The sequence below is a fragment of the Pseudomonas sp. BN515 genome (assembly GCF_029873155.1).
Classification (GTDB): domain Bacteria; phylum Pseudomonadota; class Gammaproteobacteria; order Pseudomonadales; family Pseudomonadaceae; genus Metapseudomonas.
In genome coordinates, this window is the sequence record NZ_SSOH01000081.1 from 9,647 (window position 1) to 31,383 (window position 21,737).

25 protein-coding genes and 1 rRNA gene are annotated in these 21,737 nt (G+C 64.1%); 13 read left to right on the plus strand and 13 right to left on the minus strand.

What is annotated here, in order from left to right; translation table 11 throughout:
- The first annotated feature begins 110 nt into the window (after positions 1-110).
- A 5S ribosomal RNA gene (rrf, locus tag E8E91_RS22600) occupies positions 111-226 on the plus strand.
- Between the two features lie 125 nt (positions 227-351).
- Here rrf and queD read toward each other — a convergent pair.
- Positions 352-708, minus strand: coding sequence for a 6-carboxytetrahydropterin synthase QueD (gene queD / locus E8E91_RS22605; RefSeq protein ID WP_069084299.1), 357 nt, complete (start codon positions 706-708; stop codon positions 352-354).
- A gap of 116 nt (positions 709-824) precedes the next feature.
- A complete protein-coding gene (norR, locus tag E8E91_RS22610) occupies positions 825-2,375 on the minus strand; it encodes a nitric oxide reductase transcriptional regulator NorR (protein WP_280378979.1) in 1,551 nt (516 codons plus the stop codon).
- A gap of 149 nt (positions 2,376-2,524) precedes the next feature.
- On the opposite strand from norR, the gene hmpA reads away from it, so the two are divergent.
- The 3 genes from hmpA to E8E91_RS22625 are packed head-to-tail and all read left to right on the plus strand — an operon-like array spanning position 2,525 to position 5,194.
- Positions 2,525-3,706, plus strand: a complete 1,182-nt coding sequence (hmpA, locus tag E8E91_RS22615; RefSeq protein ID WP_190832316.1) for an NO-inducible flavohemoprotein — start codon at positions 2,525-2,527, stop codon at positions 3,704-3,706.
- 56 nt (positions 3,707-3,762) lie between these two features.
- A complete protein-coding gene (locus E8E91_RS22620; RefSeq protein WP_280378981.1) occupies positions 3,763-4,020 on the plus strand; it encodes a transmembrane sensor/regulator PpyR in 258 nt (85 codons plus the stop codon).
- Complete coding sequence (locus E8E91_RS22625; protein ID WP_280378983.1) at positions 4,007-5,194, plus strand: NnrS family protein; 1,188 nt, start codon at positions 4,007-4,009, stop codon at positions 5,192-5,194. The genes E8E91_RS22620 and E8E91_RS22625 overlap by 14 nt, the downstream gene beginning before the upstream one ends.
- Here the strand turns inward: E8E91_RS22625 and E8E91_RS22630 are convergent.
- Complete coding sequence (locus tag E8E91_RS22630; RefSeq protein ID WP_280378985.1) at positions 5,146-6,042, minus strand: hypothetical protein; 897 nt, start codon at positions 6,040-6,042, stop codon at positions 5,146-5,148. The genes E8E91_RS22625 and E8E91_RS22630 overlap by 49 nt on opposite strands.
- A 32-nt stretch (positions 6,043-6,074) precedes the next feature.
- Positions 6,075-7,154, minus strand: a complete 1,080-nt coding sequence (locus tag E8E91_RS22635; protein ID WP_280378987.1) for a patatin-like phospholipase family protein — start codon at positions 7,152-7,154, stop codon at positions 6,075-6,077.
- 171 nt (positions 7,155-7,325) lie between these two features.
- Between E8E91_RS22635 and E8E91_RS22640 the strand changes: the two genes are divergently transcribed.
- From E8E91_RS22640 to E8E91_RS22655, 4 genes are read left to right on the plus strand one after another with little or no spacing between them, the layout of a single operon-like run.
- On the plus strand, positions 7,326-7,634 hold the full coding sequence (locus tag E8E91_RS22640) for a PepSY domain-containing protein (protein WP_280369727.1): 309 nt from the start codon (positions 7,326-7,328) through the stop codon (positions 7,632-7,634).
- A complete protein-coding gene (locus E8E91_RS22645; protein ID WP_280378989.1) occupies positions 7,634-7,948 on the plus strand; it encodes a PepSY domain-containing protein in 315 nt (104 codons plus the stop codon). Before E8E91_RS22640 ends, E8E91_RS22645 begins: the two co-directional genes overlap by 1 nt.
- Positions 7,948-8,616: a response regulator transcription factor gene (locus E8E91_RS22650; protein WP_280378990.1), complete on the plus strand. Its 669-nt coding sequence runs from the start codon at positions 7,948-7,950 to the stop codon at positions 8,614-8,616. The genes E8E91_RS22645 and E8E91_RS22650 overlap by 1 nt, the downstream gene beginning before the upstream one ends.
- Positions 8,613-9,935: a sensor histidine kinase gene (locus E8E91_RS22655; protein ID WP_280378992.1), complete on the plus strand. Its 1,323-nt coding sequence runs from the start codon at positions 8,613-8,615 to the stop codon at positions 9,933-9,935. The genes E8E91_RS22650 and E8E91_RS22655 overlap by 4 nt, the downstream gene beginning before the upstream one ends.
- A gap of 117 nt (positions 9,936-10,052) precedes the next feature.
- Here E8E91_RS22655 and E8E91_RS22660 read toward each other — a convergent pair whose 3' ends face one another.
- The 3 genes from E8E91_RS22660 to E8E91_RS22670 all read right to left on the minus strand — a co-directional run bounded on the left by E8E91_RS22660 (position 10,053) and on the right by E8E91_RS22670 (position 12,838).
- The gene (locus E8E91_RS22660) at positions 10,053-10,574 is read right to left on the minus strand and encodes an AAA family ATPase (RefSeq protein WP_280378994.1); all 522 of its coding nucleotides are present in this window, start codon (positions 10,572-10,574) and stop codon (positions 10,053-10,055) included.
- Positions 10,571-11,137: a nicotinamide riboside transporter PnuC gene (gene pnuC, locus E8E91_RS22665; protein WP_280378995.1), complete on the minus strand. Its 567-nt coding sequence runs from the start codon at positions 11,135-11,137 to the stop codon at positions 10,571-10,573. Before pnuC ends, E8E91_RS22660 begins: the two co-directional genes overlap by 4 nt.
- A gap of 66 nt (positions 11,138-11,203) precedes the next feature.
- Positions 11,204-12,838: a methyl-accepting chemotaxis protein gene (locus E8E91_RS22670; protein ID WP_280378997.1), complete on the minus strand. Its 1,635-nt coding sequence runs from the start codon at positions 12,836-12,838 to the stop codon at positions 11,204-11,206.
- A gap of 269 nt (positions 12,839-13,107) precedes the next feature.
- Here E8E91_RS22670 and E8E91_RS22675 point away from each other — a divergent pair, with 269 nt between their 5' ends.
- Positions 13,108-13,938 (plus strand): undecaprenyl-diphosphate phosphatase, encoded by an 831-nt coding sequence (locus E8E91_RS22675; RefSeq protein ID WP_280369716.1) that lies wholly within the window; start codon positions 13,108-13,110, stop codon positions 13,936-13,938.
- 48 nt (positions 13,939-13,986) lie between these two features.
- On the opposite strand, the gene E8E91_RS22680 is transcribed toward E8E91_RS22675, so the two are convergent.
- Both E8E91_RS22680 and E8E91_RS22685 read right to left on the minus strand, forming a co-directional pair.
- Positions 13,987-15,336, minus strand: a complete 1,350-nt coding sequence (locus tag E8E91_RS22680) for a heavy metal sensor histidine kinase (RefSeq protein WP_280378998.1) — start codon at positions 15,334-15,336, stop codon at positions 13,987-13,989.
- Entirely contained in the window at positions 15,336-16,016 is a 681-nt protein-coding gene (locus tag E8E91_RS22685) for a heavy metal response regulator transcription factor (RefSeq protein WP_280379000.1), read from the minus strand. The genes E8E91_RS22680 and E8E91_RS22685 overlap by 1 nt, the downstream gene beginning before the upstream one ends.
- 164 nt (positions 16,017-16,180) lie before the next feature.
- On the opposite strand from E8E91_RS22685, the gene queF reads away from it, so the two are divergent.
- Entirely contained in the window at positions 16,181-17,011 is an 831-nt protein-coding gene (gene queF, locus E8E91_RS22690) for an NADPH-dependent 7-cyano-7-deazaguanine reductase QueF (protein WP_280379002.1), read from the plus strand.
- Positions 17,012-17,055: 44 nt separating this feature from the next.
- Here the strand turns inward: queF and E8E91_RS22695 are convergent, their stop codons facing one another.
- The 3 genes from E8E91_RS22695 to E8E91_RS22705 all read right to left on the minus strand — a co-directional run bounded on the left by E8E91_RS22695 (position 17,056) and on the right by E8E91_RS22705 (position 18,667).
- Positions 17,056-17,319, minus strand: coding sequence for a DUF4404 family protein (locus tag E8E91_RS22695; RefSeq protein ID WP_151133121.1), 264 nt, complete (start codon positions 17,317-17,319; stop codon positions 17,056-17,058).
- A 132-nt stretch (positions 17,320-17,451) separates the two neighbouring features.
- Positions 17,452-18,192 carry an HAD family phosphatase gene (locus tag E8E91_RS22700; RefSeq protein WP_280379004.1) on the minus strand — a complete coding sequence of 247 codons (741 nt, stop codon included), beginning with the start codon at positions 18,190-18,192 and terminating at the stop codon, positions 17,452-17,454.
- A gap of 55 nt (positions 18,193-18,247) precedes the next feature.
- On the minus strand, positions 18,248-18,667 hold the full coding sequence (locus tag E8E91_RS22705; protein ID WP_280379005.1) for a thioesterase family protein: 420 nt from the start codon (positions 18,665-18,667) through the stop codon (positions 18,248-18,250).
- A gap of 103 nt (positions 18,668-18,770) precedes the next feature.
- Here E8E91_RS22705 and E8E91_RS22710 point away from each other — a divergent pair, with 103 nt between their 5' ends.
- Positions 18,771-19,472, plus strand: a complete 702-nt coding sequence (locus E8E91_RS22710; RefSeq protein ID WP_280379007.1) for a VacJ family lipoprotein — start codon at positions 18,771-18,773, stop codon at positions 19,470-19,472.
- Positions 19,473-19,544: 72 nt separating this feature from the next.
- Here the strand turns inward: E8E91_RS22710 and E8E91_RS22715 are convergent, their stop codons facing one another.
- A complete protein-coding gene (locus E8E91_RS22715) occupies positions 19,545-19,844 on the minus strand; it encodes a PilZ domain-containing protein (protein WP_280379009.1) in 300 nt (99 codons plus the stop codon).
- A 216-nt stretch (positions 19,845-20,060) separates the two neighbouring features.
- Between E8E91_RS22715 and rssB the strand changes: the two genes are divergently transcribed.
- A complete protein-coding gene (gene rssB / locus E8E91_RS22720) occupies positions 20,061-21,245 on the plus strand; it encodes a two-component system response regulator RssB (protein WP_280379010.1) in 1,185 nt (394 codons plus the stop codon).
- A complete protein-coding gene (gene rssC, locus E8E91_RS22725; RefSeq protein WP_044874184.1) occupies positions 21,242-21,724 on the plus strand; it encodes an anti-sigma factor antagonist RssC in 483 nt (160 codons plus the stop codon). The genes rssB and rssC overlap by 4 nt, the downstream gene beginning before the upstream one ends.
- Positions 21,725-21,737: the final 13 nt, after the last annotated feature.

Here is a 21,737-nt window from a genome sequence, read left to right on the forward strand (position 1 = left end):
AAGCTTCTATCCCAAAGCCCCGGTATGCCCAGCGCATGCCGGGGCTTTGCCTATTAGTGAAAGTCATAGATTTCGGGATTGCGTCCGAGGACGAGATCCCAACCGAATTGCTTGACGACCATAGAGCGTTGGAACCACCTGATCCCATCCCGAACTCAGCAGTGAAACGACGCATCGCCGATGGTAGTGTGGAGCTTCTCCATGTGAGAGTAGGTCATCGTCAAGCTTCTATCCCAAACCCCCGATACGCCCAGGCGTGTCGGGGGTTTGTCTTTGCGCGCGAGAAAATTCAGCTCAGCGCGCCGGCATAAAAAAGGCCACCCGAGGGTGGCCTTTTGCATTCTGAAGCTGTCAGTCGCCGCGGTATTCGCAGCCACTGGTGCAGGTCTCGTGGATGCGGATGCGGGAGAGTTCCGGGAGCAGGGGCTTGAGCTGCTGCCAGATCCACTTGGCGAGGACTTCGCTGGTGGGGTTCTCCAGGCCGGGGATCTCATTGAGGTAGTTGTGGTCGAGCTGCTCGTAGAGCGGCTTGAAGATGGCCTTGAGCTCGGAGAAGTCGCGGATCCAGCCGGTATAGGGATCGGGCTCACCCTCGATGTAGATGGCCACACGGAAGGAGTGACCGTGCAGGCGGCCGCACTTGTGGCCGGCAGGCACGTGAGGGAGCCGGTGCGCGGCTTCGAAGATGAATTCTTTGAAGATTTCCACTGAACAACGCTCTTGAAGTGACGGCCATGTGACTGGCCAAAGCAGGAAAGCCCTGATTCTACCAGCTCTCCGGCAGCCTGACCGAAAAGACAGATACTGCCGGACGAGCTAACGCTTCACTTGATTCCTAGTCGCTTGGCCAGGCGCAGCAGGTTGGCGCGGTCCAGGCCCAGTTCACGGGCTGCTGCCGCCCAGTTCTGCTGTTGGCGCTCCAGGCTCGCGGTAATGAGTTGGCGCTGGTAGTGGTCCACGGCCTCGCGCAGATCGCCGACGGCTTCAATGGCCGGTGCATCGACCAACTCGGTGGTGGGCGCCGGCTGGTTGCTTGGCAGGGCCAGGTCATTGGCGGTCAGGGTAAGGATGCGTGGGCGCTCGGGGCAGGCTGCCAGGGCCTTCAATGCGGCTCGGCCGATCAGATGTTCGAGTTCCCGTACGTTGCCAGGCCAGTCGTAGCCGAGCAGGGCTGCCTGGGCGTCCTGGCTGAGGCGCAGGCTACGCAGACCGAGCCTGGCGCGATTCTCCTCGAGGAAGAAGCCTGTCAGCAGCAGCACGTCACGGCCCCGTTCACGGAGGGGCGGGACGCGCAAGGGGTAGACGCTGAGTCGGTGATAGAGATCGGCGCGGAAGCGGCCGGCACGCACTTCTTCTGCCAGATCGCGGTTGGTAGCGGCAATTACACGTACGTTCACTCGGTGTTCCCGGTCGGAGCCCACCCGCTGCAGTTGCCCGCTCTGCAGCACCCGCAGCAGCTTGGCCTGGATCGCCAATGGCAGCTCGCCCACCTCATCGAGGAACAGCGTGCCTTCATCAGCCAACTCGAACTTGCCCTTGCGATCATTGACCGCGCCGGAGAAGGCGCCGCGCACATGGCCGAACAGCTCGCTCTCAACCAGGGTATCGGGCAGAGCAGCGCAGTTGAGGCTGATCAGCGGATATCGAGAGCGTAGCGACCGGGTATGGATGGACTGGGCCACCAGCTCCTTGCCGACGCCAGTTTCACCGCTGATCAGCACCGTGAGGTCACTTCCGCCCACCAGGTTGATCTCTTCCACCATTGCCTTATGGGTGGCGCTTTGCCCGATCATCTCCTGCGGACGAACCTGCCCGGCGGCCTGGCGATACACCTCTGCCAGCTGCTGCTCGTCCTGGGCACGGCGGGTCAGGGTTTCCATGCGCTCGGCGGCTTTCACCGTAGCGGCAGCGAGGCTGGCGAAGCTTTCGAGGACGTCAAGGTCCTGCCCATCGAATCGCGATGGGTCCATGGCATCCAGCGTCAACACACCCCAGGGGCGGTCATCCAGATAGAGGGGGCAGCCCATGCAATCGTGCACTTCCAGCTGCTCCTGGTGCCCTTCCACCAGGCCGTCATAGGGGTCTGGCAGGCCACAGTCGGCTGCGAAGCGGGTGACGCCGCGTTTCTCCATCAGAGCCTGCAGCCTTGGATGATCGGAAACCTTGAAGCGTCGCCCGAGCGTGTCCTGGCTGAGGCCGTCTACCGCCATCGGTACCAGCTGGTCGCCATCCAGGCGGAGCAGGGCGGTCGCGTCGCATGGCAGCAGGCCGCGCAGGGCCTCCAGCAGGCGGCGGTAGCGTTCGCGCTCAGGGAGTTCGCGGGACAGATCGCTGACCAGGGGGATCAGTGTCTGCAGGAAGGGATGAGTTGTCATTATGACTCCGGCATGTCGATATGACTCGATCGCTAGTGTAGTCAAAACAACACATTGAAATATAGGTGATTGATTTTAAAGGGATAAAAAGTTGGCACGAAAGCTGAAATAGAACAGGCAGAAAGACCAACCCAGAAATTGGAGTCCTTATGCTCACTAGCCAACAACGTGCCATCGTCAAATCCACTGTCCCCCTGCTGGAGACCGGGGGCGAAGCGCTGACCAGTCACTTCTACAAGATCATGCTGGGTGAATACTCCGAAGTGCGCCCGCTGTTCAACCAGGCTCACCAGGCCAGCGGCGATCAACCGCGCGCCCTGGCAAACGGCGTACTCATGTATGCCCGCCACATCGACCAACTCGAGGCTCTCGGCCCGCTCGTGGGCAAGATCATCAACAAGCACGTCGCACTGCAAGTGCTGCCTGAGCATTACCCGATTGTCGGTGCCTGCCTGCTGCGGGCCATCCGCGAAGTGCTGGGTGCCGAAGTCGCCACCGATGAAGTCATCGAAGCCTGGGCCGCTGCCTACCAGCAACTGGCTGACCTGCTGATCGGTGCTGAAGAGGAAATCTACGCCGCCAGCGCTTCTGCCAAGGGTGGCTGGCGGGGTGCCCGCTGGTTCCGCCTGGTGCGCAAGGAAGTGGAAAGCGCGGAAATCACCTCCTTCTACTTCGCTCCGGAAGATGGCGGCGAGCTCATGGACTTCATTCCGGGCCAGTACATCGGCCTGCGCCTCAACCTCGACGGTGAGGAAGTTCGCCGTAACTACTCCCTGTCGGCACTCGGCAATGGTCGCGAGTACCGCATCAGCGTCAAGCGTGAAGAGGGCGGTCGCGTTTCCAACTATCTGCATGACGAGTTCCACGTAGGCGATCGCATCGAACTGTTCGCTCCGGCCGGTGACTTCGTCCTGCGCCCCGGTAGCAAACCCCTGGTGCTGATTACCGCCGGCGTCGGCATCACTCCGGCGCTGGCCATGCTGGAAGCCGCGCAAGATAGCGGTCGGCCGATCCACTTCATCCATTGCGCGCGCAATGGTGCGGTCCACGCCTTCCGCGACTGGATCGACGAGAAGGTCGCCGCCATTCCGCACCTGAGCCGCTTCTTCTGCTACAGCGAGCCGCATGCGGACGACCAACCCGACGCCGAAGGTCTGCTGAGCCGCGAACAACTGGCCCAGTGGCTGCCCACCGAGCGCGACCTGGATGCCTACTTCCTCGGGCCGAAAGGCTTCATGTCCCAAGTGAAGAAGCACCTGCGCGAGCTTGGGGTACCCGAGCGCCAGTGCCACTACGAGTTCTTTGGACCGGCCAGCGCCCTGGAGGCCTGACCACAGCCACCCGGCGCCAAGGTGGCGCCGGGTCTTCACGCGAGGAGTGCAAGATCATGACCAGTCTGTTCGGATGCCCCCAGCGTTTGCTGCAACTGTCTCATCTGTTCCTCTGGACCGGACTGTTCCAGCTCCTGCTGGGCATCGCCGGCGCTTACTACCTCGATGCCCACTTGGGCCTGCTCACGCTGATTGGTGCCCACGGCATGGTCATTCTGGGCCCGACACTGATCAAGCTGGGCTATGTGATGCGCCTGACGGCTCTGTACCAGATGCGCAAGGAAGAAAGGGGGCTGGCCCGTGCAATTGCTTGATGCTTCTCGCGAACTGGCCATCCGGCCGATCTGGCGCCTGGGCTTCAGGCCCTTCTTTCTCTTCGGTACGGCCTTCGCTCTGTTGGCGGTGCTGATCTGGCTGGCGGCTCTTAGCGGCCAAGTTGCCTGGCAACCGGCCGGGGGCTGGCTGGCCTGGCATCGCCACGAAATGGTGTTCGGTTTCGGCGGCGCCATCATCGCCGGCTTCCTCCTGACCGCCGTACAGAACTGGACCGGCAACCCCGGTCTGCGCGGGCGCTCCCTGGCGATGCTGGCAATGTTCTGGCTGACCGCGCGAGCGGCCTGGTTGATGGGCGCGCCCCTGACGCTGGTCATTCCTCTTGAGCTGGCCTTCCTGCCCACCGTCGCCTTCGTGATGGGACGCAGCCTCTGGCGTGTGCGCCAGCGTGGCAATTACCCGGTGGTGATAGTGCTGACCCTGCTGGCCGCGGCCGATGCGTTGGTGCTCTGGGGGCTGGCCGCTGGTGATGACGCATTGCAGCGTCAAGGCGTGCTGGCCGCGCTCTGGCTGGTGGCTGCGCTGATGGGGTTGATCGGTGGGCGCGTAATTCCGTTCTTTACCCAGCGGGGCCTTGGGCGTGTTCAGCAGGTGAAGGCCTGGCCCTGGCTGGACTGGAGCCTGTTGGTGGGTGGCGTGCTACTGGCCGCGAGCTTCGCCAGTGGCCTTGGGTTGCAGCCCAATCTTTGGCTCGCGGGTCTTTGCATGCTGCTCGGTCTCGGCAATCTGCTGCGATTGGCGCGCTGGTATGACGCCGGCATCTGGCAGGTGACGCTGCTCTGGCCGCTGCACCTGGCGTTCGCCTGGTTGGCTGCAGCGCCGCTTGGGCTTGCGGCCTGGCACCTGGGCATCCTGGCCAATCCGAGTCTGGCCCAGCACGCCTTGGGCGTAGGCGCCATGGGCGGGTTGATCCTGGCGATGATCGCACGCGTAAGCCTGGGGCACAGCGGTCGCCCACTGGAACCGCCCCGCGCAATGGGGGTGGCGTTCGCGCTGCTCAACCTGGGCGCTGCAGCGCGCGTGCTGCTACTGCCGATTGCCGGAAGCGCTGCGCTCTGGCTGGCCGCCATCTGCTGGGCTGCCGCGTTCGCGCTGTTCCTGCGGCACTACGCCGTGCTGCTCTGCACCCCGAGGGTGGACGGCAGGCCGGGTTGAGTCGGTTCCGGTTCGGTGGACGAACCGGTACAGGCGCGCAGCAGTTCGCGCAGGTGGCGGGCGAGGTAATCCTGGAAGCGGGAGTCGTTCCAGTATTCCAGGTGACTCAGCGGCGTGTGGCGGCGGAACCAGGAGCCCACCGCCATCGGCCGGTCCTCATGCACCACCGCGGCGTAGCCCTGCACCGGACGCAGCGGGTAGCCCAGCAGGTCGGCCGGTGCGTAGACGTTCAGCCAGCGCGCAGACTGCGCCAGGCGTTCATCGAGGCAGTGTCCCGGAAAGCGAATCGGCTGCACCGGGTCATAGGCGAACGTGAACAGCGGGATGTTGCAGCCGAAGGTGACCAGGCACGCCAGGGTTTCCATGGCCAGGAAGGGATCCCGTGGGCAGCTCGGTGTGGTGTTGAGCTTCTGCTGGTCCCAGATGTAGTTGGAGATGATGTGCCCGCCCAGAGAGTGGGCCAGCACCACCAGCGGGGTGTTCGGCCCCACCTTGGCGCGCAAGGCGTTGAGACCATTGCGCACGCTCTGGTGGACCTGCTCATAGGTGGTGTCGTACGCCTGGCTGACCTTGCGGTAACCGCTGGCGTCGCCGAGGAAGAGGGTGACCAGGCGGCGCATCCAGCGCCAGCGAACCGGTTCCTGTTCGAGCTTCTCCAGGTAGGCCAGTTCGCGCTTGTCCAGCACGTTGGCCCAGTACAGCGACTGGAACGCGATGTCCGCCGCTTCCACGTCAAGCCGTTTACGCAGGCCGCGAATCAGCCCCTGGGAAAAGGCGTGCTGACCCTCTGCATCCTTCGCGTCCTGTTGATTGCCGATGCCATGAATGATGGCAACTGCCAGCTTCATCCCTGTACTCCCTTCGCTCCATGCGTCTCAGATCAGAGGCTTTGCAGGCGCTCTCCCAAGGTGCCGCTTTCCACCAGTTCGAGGAACTCATCGCCCAGGCGCTGGCTCTCGGCCATGGCCTTGCGCCAATAGCGCTCGCGTCCGGCGTCGTCGCCGAGATAGCGCTTGAAATCCTTGCGGTCTGGCAGTTTGCCATGAGGCAGTGTGGCGAGATACTCGCGTGAAGGGGAAATCAGCAACACATCCTGCAGGCGCTCGGCATCGCCTTTGCGCCAGGGCAGGCCCTTGTCGAACCAGCCGGGCACCACCTTGTCCGTGAAGTGCGGATAGAGCACCACGCCACCTGGGTTGTAGGGCAGGTCCAGGTGGTAGTCGAGCAGGCCACCGTCGCGGTAGGTGCCGGGGCCGGCGCCGGGAATGTCGCGCACGCCTTCCATCACCATGGGAATCGAGCCCGACGCCAGCAGGGCGTGGCGCAGGTTGCTGGTATCCAGCGCGTGGTAGTGCGAAGGGAAGTCGGACAGCGGCGCCAACGGCGGGGCCTGGCGGGCATCGTGGAGGATGACGCGTTCGAAGTGTTTCGCCAGGTGCGGACGGCCGAGGAGATTGCTGCCGATCACCGACGACAGACCGAGGCCCAGGGCGCCACGGCGGTCGTGGGCGAGCAGGCCGTGGCTCTTCACCACCACCACGTTGAGGCGGTAGTTGGGGTTGGACAGCACATGGGCGTCGTGGCCCTGGAGCAGGTCATCGAGCATCTGACCGCACAGACGGCTGACTTCCGCCATGCTCACGCCCTTGGGAAACCGTTGGCTGGTATAGAGCTCGCCCAGGCGGCGGATACCGTTGGCAGCGTCCGGCAGGCAGGCGCTGGCGAAGCGCCAGGAACCGATGGAGGCGCCGATCAAGGCGCGCTCGCGCGGCGCGCGTGGTAGCCAATCGCCGAACAGCGCCAGATCAAGTCCCTGGATGCCCAAGGCCTTGGGGCCGCCCGCCGCGCCCGGCAGGATGCCGACGTCGGCCGGCTTCAGACCTTGCCCGCGAATGTGGGCGAGGGCGCGGCGTCCGGCACGCAGGGTGAGGGCGGGGAACTTGATCTGGATGGCGCTCATGCGGGGCTCCTGAAGGCAAGGCAGCGATTATAGTTGCGACCCCGTCAAGGCCAAGCTTCTTCAGGGTATGAATGATCCTTCCCAAGTCTTAAGGCGAATTCAGCTTCAATTAAGTCGTCCTCGGTATCTTGCTCCCATCGAAAGCACACAAGCTCCCAAGGAGATGACCCCATGAAGAAACTCGCTGCCCTGTTCGCCGTGACTGCTCTCGCCGCCACCGCTGGTATCGCCCAGGCCCGTGACCTCGGCCCGGACGAGGCTCTGAAGCTGCGTGATGCCGGCACCATCCAGTCGTTCGAGAAGCTCAACGCCGCGGCGCTGGCCAAGCACCCTGGCGGCACCATCAACGAAACCGAGCTGGAAGAGGAATACGGCCGCCACATCTACCAGGTAGAGCTGCGTGATGCCCAGGGCGTGCAGTGGGATCTGGAACTCGATGCCACCAACGGCCAGATCCTCAAGGATCACCAGGACGACTGATGCGCTGGATCCTTCGCTACAGTGGGATCATCGCCCTGGTCCTGGCCATCTTCGCGCTCGAAGCGGTGGCCAGGGACCTGGACCAGGACGAAGCCCTGAAGCTTCGCGAAGAGGGGGTCATCATGCCGCTCGACCAACTCTTGCGCAGTGCCCTGGGGCTCTACCCCGGGGCACGGCTGCTGGAGGCCGAGCTGGAAGAGGAAGATGACGTCTACATTTACGAGGTTGAGCTGGTCACTGCCGATGGCACCGTGCGAGAGCTGGAACTGGACGCCCGCGACGGGCGAATTCTGAAGGACGAGGAAGACGACTGATGCGGTTGTTGCTGGTAGAGGACCATGTACCCCTGGCCGATGAGCTGACCACCAGCCTCGGCCGCCAAGGCTACGCCGTGGACTGGCTGGCCGATGGCCGCGATGCATTGCACCAGGGGGCCAGCGAACCTTATGACCTGATCATCCTGGACCTGGGCCTGCCCGGTAAGCCCGGGCTCGAAGTGCTGCAGGAATGGCGTGCGGGCGGTCTCTCGACGCCGGTGCTGATCCTGACTGCACGCGGCTCCTGGGCGGAACGCATCGAAGGCCTCAAGGCCGGCGCCGACGACTACCTGACCAAACCCTTCCATCCCGAAGAGCTGGCCCTGCGCATCCAGGCGCTGCTGCGTCGTGCCCATGGGCTGGCGAACCAGCCGCAACTGGAAGCGGCCGGCCTGCAACTGGACGAAGGGCGCCAGTGCGTCAGCCGCAATGGCGAGGAAGTCCAGCTGACCGCCGCCGAGTTCCGCCTGCTGCGCTACTTCATGTTGCATCCCGGCCAGCTCCTGTCGAAGAGCCACCTTGCCGAACACCTCTACGACGGCGAGACCGAGCGGGATTCCAATGTGATCGAGGTGCACGTCAATCATCTGCGCCGCAAGCTCGGGCGCGAAGTCATCGAGACGCGAAGAGGGCAGGGCTACCGTTTCACCGGTGAGGGCCGATGAGGTCGATCCAGCGCCGGCTCAGCCTGGGGCTGATCGGCGTTCTGCTGCTGGTGGGGTTGGCCCTGGCTCAGACCAGTCTCTGGCTGTTCGATCTCGGCTTGCGGCGCTATCTGGCCGAGGGCATGCGCAGCGAAGCTGAGTTGCTGCTGGGAGCGCTGGTGCGTGGTCCCAGCGGCATCCAGCTGGACGAGAAACGTCTCAATCCCGCCCATCAACAGCCCTATTCGGGCCGCTATTTCATCATCGAACTGGACGAGGAGCCCTGGCGTTCCCGTTCCCTCTGGGATGCCGAACTGCCCATGCCGTCTCAGAAGGGGCTCGCTCCGCAATTGTTGCCGGGGCCGGATGAGCAGGAGTTGCTGGCCTGGCGCGGTGACTACAAGCGCTTTGGCCGCCAGGTTCGCATTGTCGTCGCGCAGGATTACACCCCGATTCTGGAAAGCTTCCGTCGCGTGCAGTGGACGGGCTTTGCCCTGGGCGCGGCGGGCCTGTTGCTGATTCTCGCCCTGCAGCGCATTACCGTGCGCCGGGCATTGCGTCCATTGGAGGACGTTCGCCAGCAGATCGCCCAGCTGCATCAGGGGCAGCGCAGCGAACTGGACAACCAGGTGCCTGAGGAGCTGGAACCGCTGGTGGCGCAGATCAACCATCTGCTCAGCCATACCGAAGACACCCTCAAACGCTCCCGAAATGCCCTGGGCAATCTCGGCCATGCGCTGAAAACTCCTCTGGCGGTGCTGGTCAGCCTGGCCGACCGCGAAGAGCTGCGCGACCAGCCCGAGCTGCGCGAAACCTTGCGTGAGCAACTGGAGCAAATCCAACAGCGCCTGGGGCGTGAGCTGGGCCGTGCGCGCCTGGCTGGCGAGGCGTTGCCGGGTGCCCATTTCGACTGCGCCGAAGAACTGCCTGGCCTGTTCAACACCCTGGCGATGATCCACGACCGTGGGCTGGACCTGGATTGGGACGCCCCCGAAGGGCTGCGCCTGCCGTGGGACCGGGAAGACCTGCTGGAACTGCTCGGCAACCTGCTGGACAACGCCTGCAAGTGGGCGGAAACCCAGGTCAACCTCACCATTCGCGGCGGGGAGGGCGGCTACAGCCTGATGGTGGACGACGATGGTCCGGGCATCGCCGAAGACAAGCGCGAAGAGGTCATCGGCCGTGGCGCACGACTGGATGAGCAGGTGATGGGACACGGCCTGGGACTTGGGATCGTGCGCGACATCGTCGAATCCTGGAATGGCCGTCTTAGCCTTCAGGAAAGCCCGCTGGGCGGCTTGCGGGTGCGCATCGAGCTCCCGGCAACAACGGCCTCGTAGGGCGCGCTTTTCCTGTAGGGGCGATTTCAATCGCCAAGCGGACCGAAGGTGCGCCTCTCAGCCTCGATGAGGCAGCTGCGCTGCCCTTGGCGAATGAATTCGCCCCCACATGGATTTTCAGCGCAGCCAGCGGGATACGCGTTGCAGCACGAGCTGACGGCGCGTTTCCCAACCACCCTCGACCACTTCATATCGCTGGCCGGTTCTCTCCAGCCAGCTGCGGCAATCCTCAAAGAAGGCCATGCGCTCCGCCAGGTCCGGTTGGCAGCGCTGGCCATCGTCTACCCATTCCACCTGCTGCGGGCTCAGCAGCAGATGGAGGTCGTAACGGCGCGCCAGCAATTCGCGCTCCAGCCAGCCTGGGCAGTCGTTGAACAGCTTGCGGCTCCATAGGATGTTGCTGAGCAGATGCGTATCGAGAATCAGCAGGGACGGCGCTTCGGAACGGGCCTTGTCTTCCCATTCGAGCTGGCCACGGGCGATGGCCGGAATGTCGGCGTAGCAGGTGTCGCGCTGCTCGCGATCGATGAAATGACGGACGTACTCGCCCACCAGCAGGCCGCCGAATTCGGCCTGAATCGCTGCCGCCAGCCAACTCTTGCCGCTGGATTCCGGCCCTGTCAGCACCAGTACCTTCATGCAGCAGCCGGCTCCAGCTCACGCCGCCAGGTACGCCAACCCTGCACGGCCAGCAGGGTGAAGAGCCCGTAAAGCGCGGCAGTGAGATACAGCTCCTTGCTGAGGAACAACCCCACGAACAGCACGTCAACCACTATCCAGAGCACCCAGCATTCCAGGCGTTTGTGCGCCATCCAGAACTGGGCCACCAGGCTGAAGGCAGTGAGCGCAGCGTCCCACCAGGGCGCGGCGGCATCGGTCCAGTTCGCCATGGCGTAGCCCAGCCCAAGGCTGCCGAGGGCGCCCGCCAGCAGGCCAAGACCCAGTGATTGCACGCTCAGGCGGCTGACCCGGCGGCCATCGTGCTGGGTGCCGCCCCGGGTCCATTGCCACCAGCCGTACAGCTGCAGGCCGGCGTAAACCAGTTGCAGGAGCATGTCCGAGTACAGCTTCACTTCGAAGAAGATCCAGCTGTACATCAGCACCATTACCAGGCCGATGGGCCAGCACCAGAGGTTTTGTCTGACGGTGAGCCAGACGGCCAGCACGCCCAGGCTGGCGGCGAGGAGTTCGAGAGGAGACAACTTACCGATTCCGAGGAAGAAAGCCGCCGATTGTAGCGGCTCCCTCCGGTTTCGGCTGGGTTGTGGCTACACGCGAAACTGACCCAACAGGTGATTCAGCTGCTCGGCCAGTTGCCCGAGGCGCTGGCTGGCGCCGGTCGTCTGCTCGGCGGCACTGGCGCTGTTGTGGGCGAGACCAGCGGCCTGGGTGACGTTCTGGTTGATGTCTTCCACGACGTGGGATTGCTGCAGCGTGGCGCTGGCGATGGAGGCGTTGAGACCGGTGAGGTTACGCAGCGCCTGGGCGATCTGCGCCAGGCTCTCACCGGCCTGGCTGGCCTGGTCCACTGTGGCGCGGGACGCCCGGCTGCTTTCGTCGATGACCTGGACTGCCGCCTCGGAGTTCTGCTGCAGGCGCTCGATCATGGTCTGGATTTCCGCCGTGGATTTCTGCGTGCGCTGGGCCAGCAGGCGGACTTCATCGGCCACCACCGCGAAACCGCGCCCCTGTTCGCCGGCGCGCGCGGCTTCGATGGCGGCGTTCAGCGCCAGCAGGTTGGTCTGCTCGGCGATGGAGCGGATCACTTCCAGCACACTGCCGATCTGGGCGCTTTCCTGGGCTAGCGTCTGGATCACTTCCACCGCCTTGGTGATGGTGGAGGACAGCTGGTCGATCTGCCGCAGGCTGCTGTCGATGTTGTCATGCCCCTGGCGCGCCTGCTCCTCGGCGTGGCGCACTTCGCTGGCGGCATGCTCGGCGTTCTTCGCCACGTCCTGCACGCCGTAGGTGACCTCGTTGATGGCGGTGGCCACCTGCTCCATCTGCAGGGATTGTTGCTCGCTCTGGCGCAGGCCCTGGCTGGCGATGCCGTCCAGGTTGCTGGCGGCCTGGTCGAGGGCGTTGGCGGCGTCCAGGGATTGGCGGATCACGCCGCGCAGCTTGCCGGTGAAGGCGTTGAAGTGACTGCCAAGGGCAGTGATCTCGTCACGGCCGTGGGTGTCCAGATTGCTGGTGAGGTCGCCTTCGCCACTGGCGATGTTGGCCATGGCAGACACCACCTCGTCCAGCGGCCGGGTGATGCTGCGGGCGATGAGGATGACCAGCAAGGCCATGACGATGGCGATGGCCAAGCCCACCGCCGACGCGCGAATGGCCTGAGCGCGGAACTCGGCCTGCATGTCGTCGATGTAGATGCCCGAGCCGATCACCCAGCCCCAGGGGGCGAACAGCTGGACGTAGGAGACCTTGGGCACCGGGTCGCTGGCGCCCGGCTTGGGCCAGCGGTAGTGAACCAGGCCCGCGCCGTTTGCCTTGGCTACTTGCACCATCTCGTTGAACAGCGCTTTGCCGTCCGGGTCCTTGTAGCCGGAGAGGTCCTGTCCCTCCAGCTTGGCGTTGGTCGGATGCATGACCATGCGTGGGGTCAGGTCGTTGATCCAGAAGTAGTCGCCCTTGTCGTAGCGCAGCGCACGCACCGCCTGCATGGCCTGCTTCTGCGCTTCTTCGCGGGGCAGGGTGCCGGCGGATTCCTGGGCCTGGTAGTACTGCAGCACGCCGGCGGCGGTCTCGACCACGTGGCGCGTCTTCTGCTCCTTGCCCTGGTAGAGGTCGTTGTAGATCTGCTGCAGCATCAGTACGCCGAGGGTGACCAGCATGAATACCGCGACGATGAGGATCAGCCAGAGACGGCGGCTGATCGGCAGGTTGCGCAAGCTGTGCATGGGGCGGGAACTCCTGGTTTCTTGTTATTGACTACGTGCCGGAAGCAGAGCAGGCCGGCTGGCCGTTTTCAATCAGCCTTTAGCCGCGATTTCCAGATGGCTCTCTGTTAGCATTTCGGCGCTTCGGGGCAAAGCTGAAGGCTCATTCGTCCCCGGAACCTGGCCGCCGGTGCCCGGTCTCATCGCCGAACGGCACGCTCGCAGCGCCAGCTACCTGCATATTCGTAACGAAAGGCCGCCAGAAGAGCGCGCCTCAGGGGAGATTTTCGATGGATTTGTGGACGGCCTTGCAGGCCATCATTCTGGGGGTTGTCGAGGGCCTGACGGAGTTCCTGCCGATCTCCAGCACCGGCCACCAGATCGTGGTCGCGGACCTGCTGGGCTTCACCGGTGAGCGGGCGATTGCCTTCAACATCATCATTCAGCTGGCGGCCATCCTCGCGGTGGTCTGGGAATACCGGCGGAAAATCCTCGACGTCGTCATCGGCCTGCCGACCCAGCGCAGTGCCCGGCGTTTCACCGTCAACCTGCTGGTGGCGTTCTTCCCGGCGGTGATCCTCGGCGTGGCCTTCTCCGACCTGATCCACCACTACCTGTTCAACCCCATTACCGTGGCGTCTGCCCTGGTGGTTGGCGGCGTCGTCATCCTTTGGGCAGAACAGCGCCAGCACCAGGTGCAGGCCGAAACCGTCGACGAAATGACATGGAAGCACGCCCTGAAGGTGGGCTGCGCCCAATGCCTGGCGCTGGTGCCGGGTACTTCGCGCTCCGGCGCCACCATCATCGGCGGCCTGCTGTTCGGCCTTTCGCGCAAGGCGGCCACCGAGTTTTCCTTCTTCCTCGCCATGCCCACCATGGTCGGTGCTGCGGTTTACTCGGGCTACAAGTACCGCGACCTGTTCCAGCCGAGCGACCTGCCGGTGTTCGCCCTGGGTTCCGTGGTGTCGTTCGTCTTCGCCATGATCGCCGTGCGCAGTCTGCTGAAGTTCATCGGCAGCCACAGCTACGCGGCGTTCGCTTGGTATCGCATCGGCTTCGGCCTGCTGATCCTGGCGACCTGGCAGTTCGGCATGATCGACTGGTCCACCGCACAGGGTTGATCGCAGCGGTTGCCTTGAAGGCGCGCCATAGGGCGCGCCTTTTGCGTTTCAGGGGGCGGGAAATTCGAGGATGAAGCGCGTCCAGCCGTCGGCGGATTCGCAGCGAATCTCACCGCCGTGGGCGCGCACGATGGAGCGGGTGATGGCCAGGCCCAGGCCGGCATGCTCGCGACCCTCGCGGCGCGCGGGGTCGGCGCGGAAGAAGCGATCGAACAGGCGCGGCAGCAGTTCCGCGGGGATTTCCGGACCGCTGTTGGCCACCGTCAGGCTGAGGCCGCGGGCATCGCTGGCCAGATTCATTTCGATGCGTCCGCCTTCCGGGGTGAAGCGCAGGGCGTTGTCCAGCAAATTGGAAAGGGCACGGCGCAACATGTCGCGGTCAGCGCTGAGCCGGGCTTCGCCACTGCGGCTCATGGCCACCTGGCGGTCTTCGGCCAGGGGGCTGAAATAGTCCAGCAGGGTGTCCAGCTCGGCGGCCAGCGCCAAGGGCTCGCGACGGGTCGCCAGCAGGCCGTGCTCGGCCTTGGCCAGGAACAGCATGTCGCCGACCATCTGGGCCAGTCGCTGGAGCTCTTCCAGGTTGGAGTGGAGGGTTTCGCGGTACGCATCCATGTCGCGATCCTGGCTGAGGATCACCTGGGTCTGGGTCAGCAGGTTCGACAGCGGCGTACGCAACTCGTGGGCGATGTCGGCGGAGAAGGCGGAAAGCCGCTGGAACGCGTCGTCCAGCCTGCCCAGCATCGCATTGAAGGCGCGCACCAGTTCCACCAGTTCCTGGGGGACCTGATCGTCGGCCAGGCGAGTGGTCAGGGAGCTGGCGGAAACCCCGGCGGCTACCTCGGCCATACGGTGCAAGGGGCGGAGGCCGCTGCGCGCGGCCCAGGCACCAAGCAGGGCGGTGGCCAGGGCGGAGAGCCCTACGGTGAGCCAGATCAGCCGCTGCATGCGTTCGAGAAAGTGCTGGTGATGGGTGATGTCCAGAGCCAGTGCCAGCCGTGGCGAAGCCGGGTCTTCCGGCCGCAGCGGCGCGCTCAGCACCCGGTAGTCGGTGCCATCCTGCTGCCAGTCATGGAGCCCATCGCGAGCCGGCGCGCGTAGGCCGTCAGCACTGTTGAACCAGTAGCTGCCATCGCGGCCTTCCAGTCGCAGGGTGAGATCCGGGTGCAGGCGCAGTTCGGCTTGCAGGGCTTCCAGCCGAGGCGCCAGGGTGGCGGGGCTGTCGACGCCGTTGACCAGGGCGCGGAAGGCTTCCAGGCGGATTTCCAGCAGTTGCTGGTCGAGTTCGATGAAGTGCGCTTCGCTGGCGCGGCTGAACAGCACCCCGGCGATCAGGGACACGGCAGCGGTGCAGGCAGCGAACAGCAGGCCCAGGCGGGCGGTGAGGGAGAGTCCGCGCATCAGCCTTCGCGCGCCTCCAGCACGTAGCCCATGCCGCGCACGGTGTGGATCAGCTTGGTGGGGAAATCGTCGTCCAGCTTTGCCCGCAGCCGGCGGACGGCCACTTCGATGACATTGGTTTCGCTGTCGAAGTGCATGTCCCAGACCTCAGCGGCAATCAGCGTCTTGGGCAGCACTTCCCCTTGGCGGCGCAGGAGGAATTCCAGCAGGGCGAATTCCTTGGTGGTGAGGTCGATGCGCTGGCCGCCGCGTTCGACCCGCCGACTCAACAGGTCGAGGTGCAGGTCGCCCAGGTCCAGGCTGGTTTCCTGGGGAGCGCTGGCGCCACGGCGGAGCAGGGTGCGCACGCGGGCAAGGAGTTCGGCGAAGGCGAAGGGCTTGATCAGGTAGTCGTCAGCGCCCAGTTCCAGGCCATGGACGCGTTCTTCCACGGCGTCCCGCGCGGTCAGGAACAGCACCGGAACCTGCAGGCCGGCCTGGCGCAGGCTGCGCAGCACCTGCCAGCCGTCGAGGCCGGGGAGCATCACGTCGAGGATGATCAGGTCGTAGCTGCCGGCGAGCGCCAGGTCTCGGCCTTCGAGGCCGTTGGTGGCGAGGTCCGCGGCCAGGCCGGCTTCGGTCATCCCCTGGCGCAGGAACTGGCCGGTCTTGGGTTCGTCTTCGACTATCAGTAACTTCATGGGTGGCTCATCGTTCGAATTGCTGCTTTATACCGCGCCGACAGGATGGGCTGGGCAAGCTGACAAAGTTGTAATGCAGCGGCGCCGTTGGTGCGGTGGATTTTTCAGCAGCCGGCCAGCTGTATACAATTGCCCGATTTCCGCATTTTCAGGTCCACCCGCCCATGCATCATCCCGCCGAACATTCGCCGCTGGGCAAGTCCAGCGAGTACGTCAGCACTTACAGCCCGGAGCTGCTGTTCCCCATTTCCCGTGTGACCAAGTGGAACGAGCTGGGGCTGACCGCTACGACCTTGCCGTATCAGGGCGTGGACTTCTGGAACTGCTACGAGCTGTCCTGGCTGACGCCGTCCGGCAAGCCGGTGGTGGCGATCGGCGAGTTCGCCATTCCGGCCGATTCGCCGAACATCATCGAGTCCAAGTCGTTCAAGCTCTACCTCAACTCGCTGAACCAATCCGTCTACACCAGCGCTGCCGAGCTGGAGCAGGTGCTGGCGCGGGACCTGAGCGGCGCGGCTGGCGCTCCGGTCGCGGTGCGGGTGCGCAGCCTGAAGGAGGTCGAGGCCGAAGGCGTCGCCGCGTCCGCGGGCATCTGCATCGATGAGCTTGATGTGGCTATCGACCGTTACGAGCATCCGCAGCCCGAGCTGCTGCGCGCCGAAAACGGTCAGGTGGAAGAAGCGCTGCACAGTCATCTGCTGAAGTCCAACTGCCCGGTTACCGGTCAGCCGGACTGGGGCACGGTGGTGGTGGAGTACCGCGGTGCGAAGCGCCTGGATCACGCCAGCTTCCTGGCCTACCTGATCAGCTTCCGCCAGCACGCTGACTTCCATGAGCAGTGCGTGGAGCGCATTTTCCTCGACCTCAAGCGCCTGCTGGAGCCGGAGCTGCTCACGGTTCACGCCCGCTACGTGCGTCGCGGTGGCCTGGACATCAACCCCTACCGCAGCACCCACCCCGTTCAGCCGGACAATCGCCGCCTGGTACGTCAGTAACGAAAACCCCGACGTGAAGTCGGGGTTTTTTCTTGTGCGCGGCCTTAGATGCCCATGTTGGCAAGGCTCTGCATGATGTTCCGCAAGGTTCCGGCCAGGGTGGGGTGACGGGTTTCGAAGCGCTCGACGGCCAGGTTGACCCCATCCACCAGGGTGGCGTCCGGCGCCATGGCGGCATCCTGGGCCAGGCGCAGTTCGATTTCCTGCATCAACTCGATCAGCGATGCGCGTTCCTCCGCATCCAGCGGTGGTTCCTGGGCCAACTGGTCGCGCAGTTGTTGCAGTTGCTGCTGCAGGCGTTCAGGCATGTCTTTCTCCCTTTGCGAATGTCTCAGGAGTGGACCCATTGAAGCATTCAAAGGTCCCTCATGCCTTAGAGATTAATCCAGCCTGGTCAGGCCTGCCTGATTCGGATCAAGCCTGAAACAAATGTACCGGGCTCAGGGCTTTTCACCCTTCTCGCGGCGGTGGGAGAGGTCCGCCAGGCAGGGCGCCAATTCGCCCAGGTGGTCGATCACCGAATGGGCGCCCAGGCGGTAGAGTTCCAGGGTGGCGGCGGCGCGCAGGCGATCGCGTTCGCTGCCTTCCAGTGCGTGCCAGTCTGCTGGTGCCAGGCCACACAGGGGGCCGCTGGCGGCGAGGCCAATGGTCCATAGACCCGCATTCAGGCCGGCCTGCAGCAGTCGCGGGTTGGCACTGATCAGGACGCAACCTTCCAGGCGCGCAACGCCCAGCCCGGCCAGGGCTTGCCAGCAGCTGTCCGGTGCCGGCCAGGGACGTGCGCCATTGATCTCGCTACCGCCTAGCCAGGCGGGTAGGGGGGTGGCGAGGCGCCAGCTGGCCGGGGTGGGGAGTTCGTCGAGCCAGGCGCAGGGCACCTGGGCGCCGCCCATCAGGTTGGCCAGTTCTTCGGGGTCAGTGACGGCTTCGGCGTGTTCCCCGGCAGCGTCCAGCAGTTGCTGCTGAAAGGCCTGGAACATTTCTTCGCTGGCGGAGCGGCCAAGGGCGTGGTCGAGGGCGGCACGAGGGGTCAGGGTGCCGGCTTCGGCCAGCTGGGAAGTAGAGAGGTCCGGCAGCAATCGGCTTAGGGCCAGCGGCAGGGTTCGGGCACCGAAATCCACCAGGCAGCCGGAAAGGCCGAAGAGGATGGCGGTGAAGGCGGGCGGTTGGCTGTGGGGCATCTGCGTCATCCTGACGAGGTCTGGCGCAGGCTAACCGCCCTGGATGACAGCGAGGTTACTGCCGCTTGCCTGCGCCCATGACCTGGCGCAGATCGTCCGGCACCGGCACGGATCTGTCAGTAGCGTGGTCGATCCACACCAGCTTGCAGTGGCCTTCGCCATAGAGCGTCGTGGGGTCCTCCAGGGTGCTCAGGCGGTGCTCCACCACCAGGCTACTATTGCCTACCGGGCCCGCGCGGAGCTCGATGACCACGGTTGCGGGGTGCACCACGGGTTTGAGGTAGGTGTGCAGGGTCTGCAGCACCACGGGGCCCTGGGGCACGTTGTTCATGGCGATGCCGAGGCTCTCGAACCAGGCGACCCGGGCTTCTTCCAGGTACTGGATACAGAGGGTGTTGTTGACGTGACCGTAGCTGTCCATATCGCCCCAGCGAACGGGGATGTGGGCAATATGAAGTAAGGTTTTTTCCGGCATGCTGGCAGTCCGCTATGCTACCCAGAGTGTGCGATGGCCTTATACTGCGCGCCTTTGATGAGGCGGCGGGCCGCCACACTACTTTTCTCAAGGAGAGTCTGCAATGCAATTGATCGGTGCTCGTTGGCTCGATCGTCTGGGTCGAGTTCTGGCCTGCGTCACCCTGGCGGTTCTGCCCGTCGCTGCGAACGCCGCGGAGGAGGACCCCTGGGAGGGCTTCAACCGTGCGATGTTCCGTTTCAATGACACTCTCGACACCTATGCGCTGAAACCCGTCGCCCAGGGCTACCAGGCGGTAACCCCGCAGTTCCTCGAAGACGGCGTCCACAATGTCTTCAGCAACATCGGCGACGTGGGTAACCTGGCCAACGACCTGTTCCAGGCCAAGTTCCACAATGCCGGCGTGGACACCAGCCGCCTGGTGTTCAACACCACCTTCGGCCTGCTGGGCTTCTTCGACGTGGCCACCCACATGGGGCTGCAGCGCAACGACGAAGATTTCGGCCAGACCCTGGGCTACTGGGGCGTGGACAGCGGTCCCTACCTGGTGATTCCGTTCCTCGGCCCGAGCAACGTGCGTGACGCTGGCGGCAAGGTCCCGGATTCCTTCCTCGAGCCTTACCCCTACATCGACCACGTGCCGACCCGCAACGTGACCCGTGCCGTCGATGTGGTGGACACCCGCGCCAGCCTGCTGTCGGCGGAGAAGCTGATTACCGGCGACAAGTACATCTTCATTCGCAACGCCTACCTGCAGAACCGCGAGTTCAAGGTGAAGGACGGCGAAGTGGAAGACGACTTCTAAGTCCGGCTGTTCTTTGCTGCGACATGAAAAAGGCGACCCCAGGGTCGCCTTTTTCGTTTCCGGGCATTGCCGCTAGCGCATGTCGAGAATGGCCAGCCCGAGCGTGTGGCGGCCGTTGCTGCCTTCGCCGATCCGCACCACTTCGGCATCGGCTTCCAGCCCCTTGAGGGCATTGTGCTCGGACGGAATGAGCACGCGGACCCGGTCGCCCACCGCCAGCGCGATATCCACTTCGAGCTGCATGCCGCTGCTGGAGAGGTCCAGGCAAAGGGCTGGGTACTGCTGGCCAGCGTGTTCCAGGATGGCCTTGGTCTGCACCTGCATCCTGATGAAATCGCGCTTCTCGCTGTAGTGGCGGTCGTCCAGACTCACGCGCTGATCCTCTTGTCGTCGTACGGGGTGGCCGAACCTCTTATAACTTCCGGCGATTTAGGGTGTAAAGGCAGAGTTCAGCGCGCGGCGCAAGCTTGAATCGCCCTGCGGATGGGAGTACCGTCTGCGCCGTAAAGCGAACCCCCGTACTCGTGCTCGGGCCTTAGGTCGGGTGCTACAACAACCCATCCCTGGCGCCGTTTGCCTGGATAATCCATGCACAATCCCAGTGCCAAGCTGCTGATTATTGATGACGACGAGGTAGTGCGCGCAAGCCTCGCGGCCTATCTGGAAGACAGTGGATTCAGCGTTCGGCAGGCCAGCAACGGCCTGCAAGGGCTGCAGGTTTTCGAGCAGGAGCGCCCGGATCTGGTGATCTGCGACCTGCGCATGCCTCAGGTCGATGGCCTGGAACTGATCCGTCGCATTTCCGAACTGGAAGCAGAAACCCCGGTAATCGTGGTCTCCGGCGCTGGCGTCATGAGCGACGCGGTCGAAGCCCTGCGCCTGGGTGCAGCCGACTACCTGATCAAGCCCCTGGAAGACCTGGCCGTTCTCGAGCACTCGGTGCGCCGCGCGCTCGACCGCTCGGCCCTGCGCCTTGAGAACCGTCGCTACCGGGAAAAGCTCGAAGCCGCCAACCGTGAACTGCAAGCCAGCCTGCACCTGCTGCAGGAGGACCAGAACGCCGGGCGCCAGGTGCAGATGAACATGCTGCCGGTGACGCCCTGGGAAGTGGACAGCCTGCGTTTCGCCCACCAGATCATCCCGTCTCTGTACCTTTCCGGTGACTTCGTCGACTACTTCCGCGTGGACGAGCGCCGGGTGGCGTTCTACCTGGCGGATGTGTCCGGCCACGGCGCGTCGTCGGCCTTCGTGACCGTGCTGCTCAAGTTCATGACCACGCGCCTGCTCTACGAGTCCCGGCGCAATGGCATGCTGCCCGAGTTCAAGCCTTCCGAGGTGCTGGGGCATATCAACCGCGGCCTTATCAACACCAAGCTGGGCAAGCACGTGACCATGCTCGGTGGGGTGATAGACGAGGAAAGCGGCAAACTGACGTACAGCATCGGCGGGCATTTGCCCTTGCCGGTGCTCTATAGCGAGGGCAAGGCCTCCTACCTGACCGGTAAGGGGCTGCCGGTGGGGCTGTTCGAGGAGGCGAGCTATGATGACCAGATCATCGATTTGCCGTCGTCCTTCAGCCTGACCTTGCTCTCGGATGGGATCTTGGACCTTTTGCCCGGCGAGACCCTCAAAGATAAGGAAGCCGCACTGCCAGAGATGGTTTGTGAGGCAGGTGGCAGTCTGGATGGCTTGCGACAAGTATTTGGACTGGCCAGCCTGGGCGAGATGCCGGATGATATCGCCTTGCTGGTGTTGAGCAGGAACCTTGCATGAGTACCGGTAAAATCCAGTTTGCCGAGCAGGATGGGACCTTTGTCCTGAAGTTCGTCGGAGAAATCCGCTTGACCCTGTGTTCGGCCCTGGATGCGACCATTGAAAAGATCTTCTCGGCGCTGAATTTCTCGGCGATCGTGATCGACCTGACCGAAACCCAGAGTATCGACAGCACCACCCTCGGCCTGCTGGCCAAGCTGTCGATCCTTTCGCGGCAGAAGGTGGGCCTGTTGCCCACGGTAGTGACCACCCACCCCGATATCACCCGGCTGCTGCAGTCGATGGGGTTCGATCAGGTGTTCAATATTGTCGGGAGACCGGTTCCCTGCCCGGAAAGCCTCGAGGACCTGCCGCCGCAGGATCAGACGGAGGAGGTCGTCCGCACCAAGGTGCTGGAGGCCCACCGCATCCTCATGGGACTCAACGAGTCCAACCGCGAAGCCTTCCACGACCTGGTCAGCGCTCTAGAGCGCAGCTGATTCGTCGATTTTC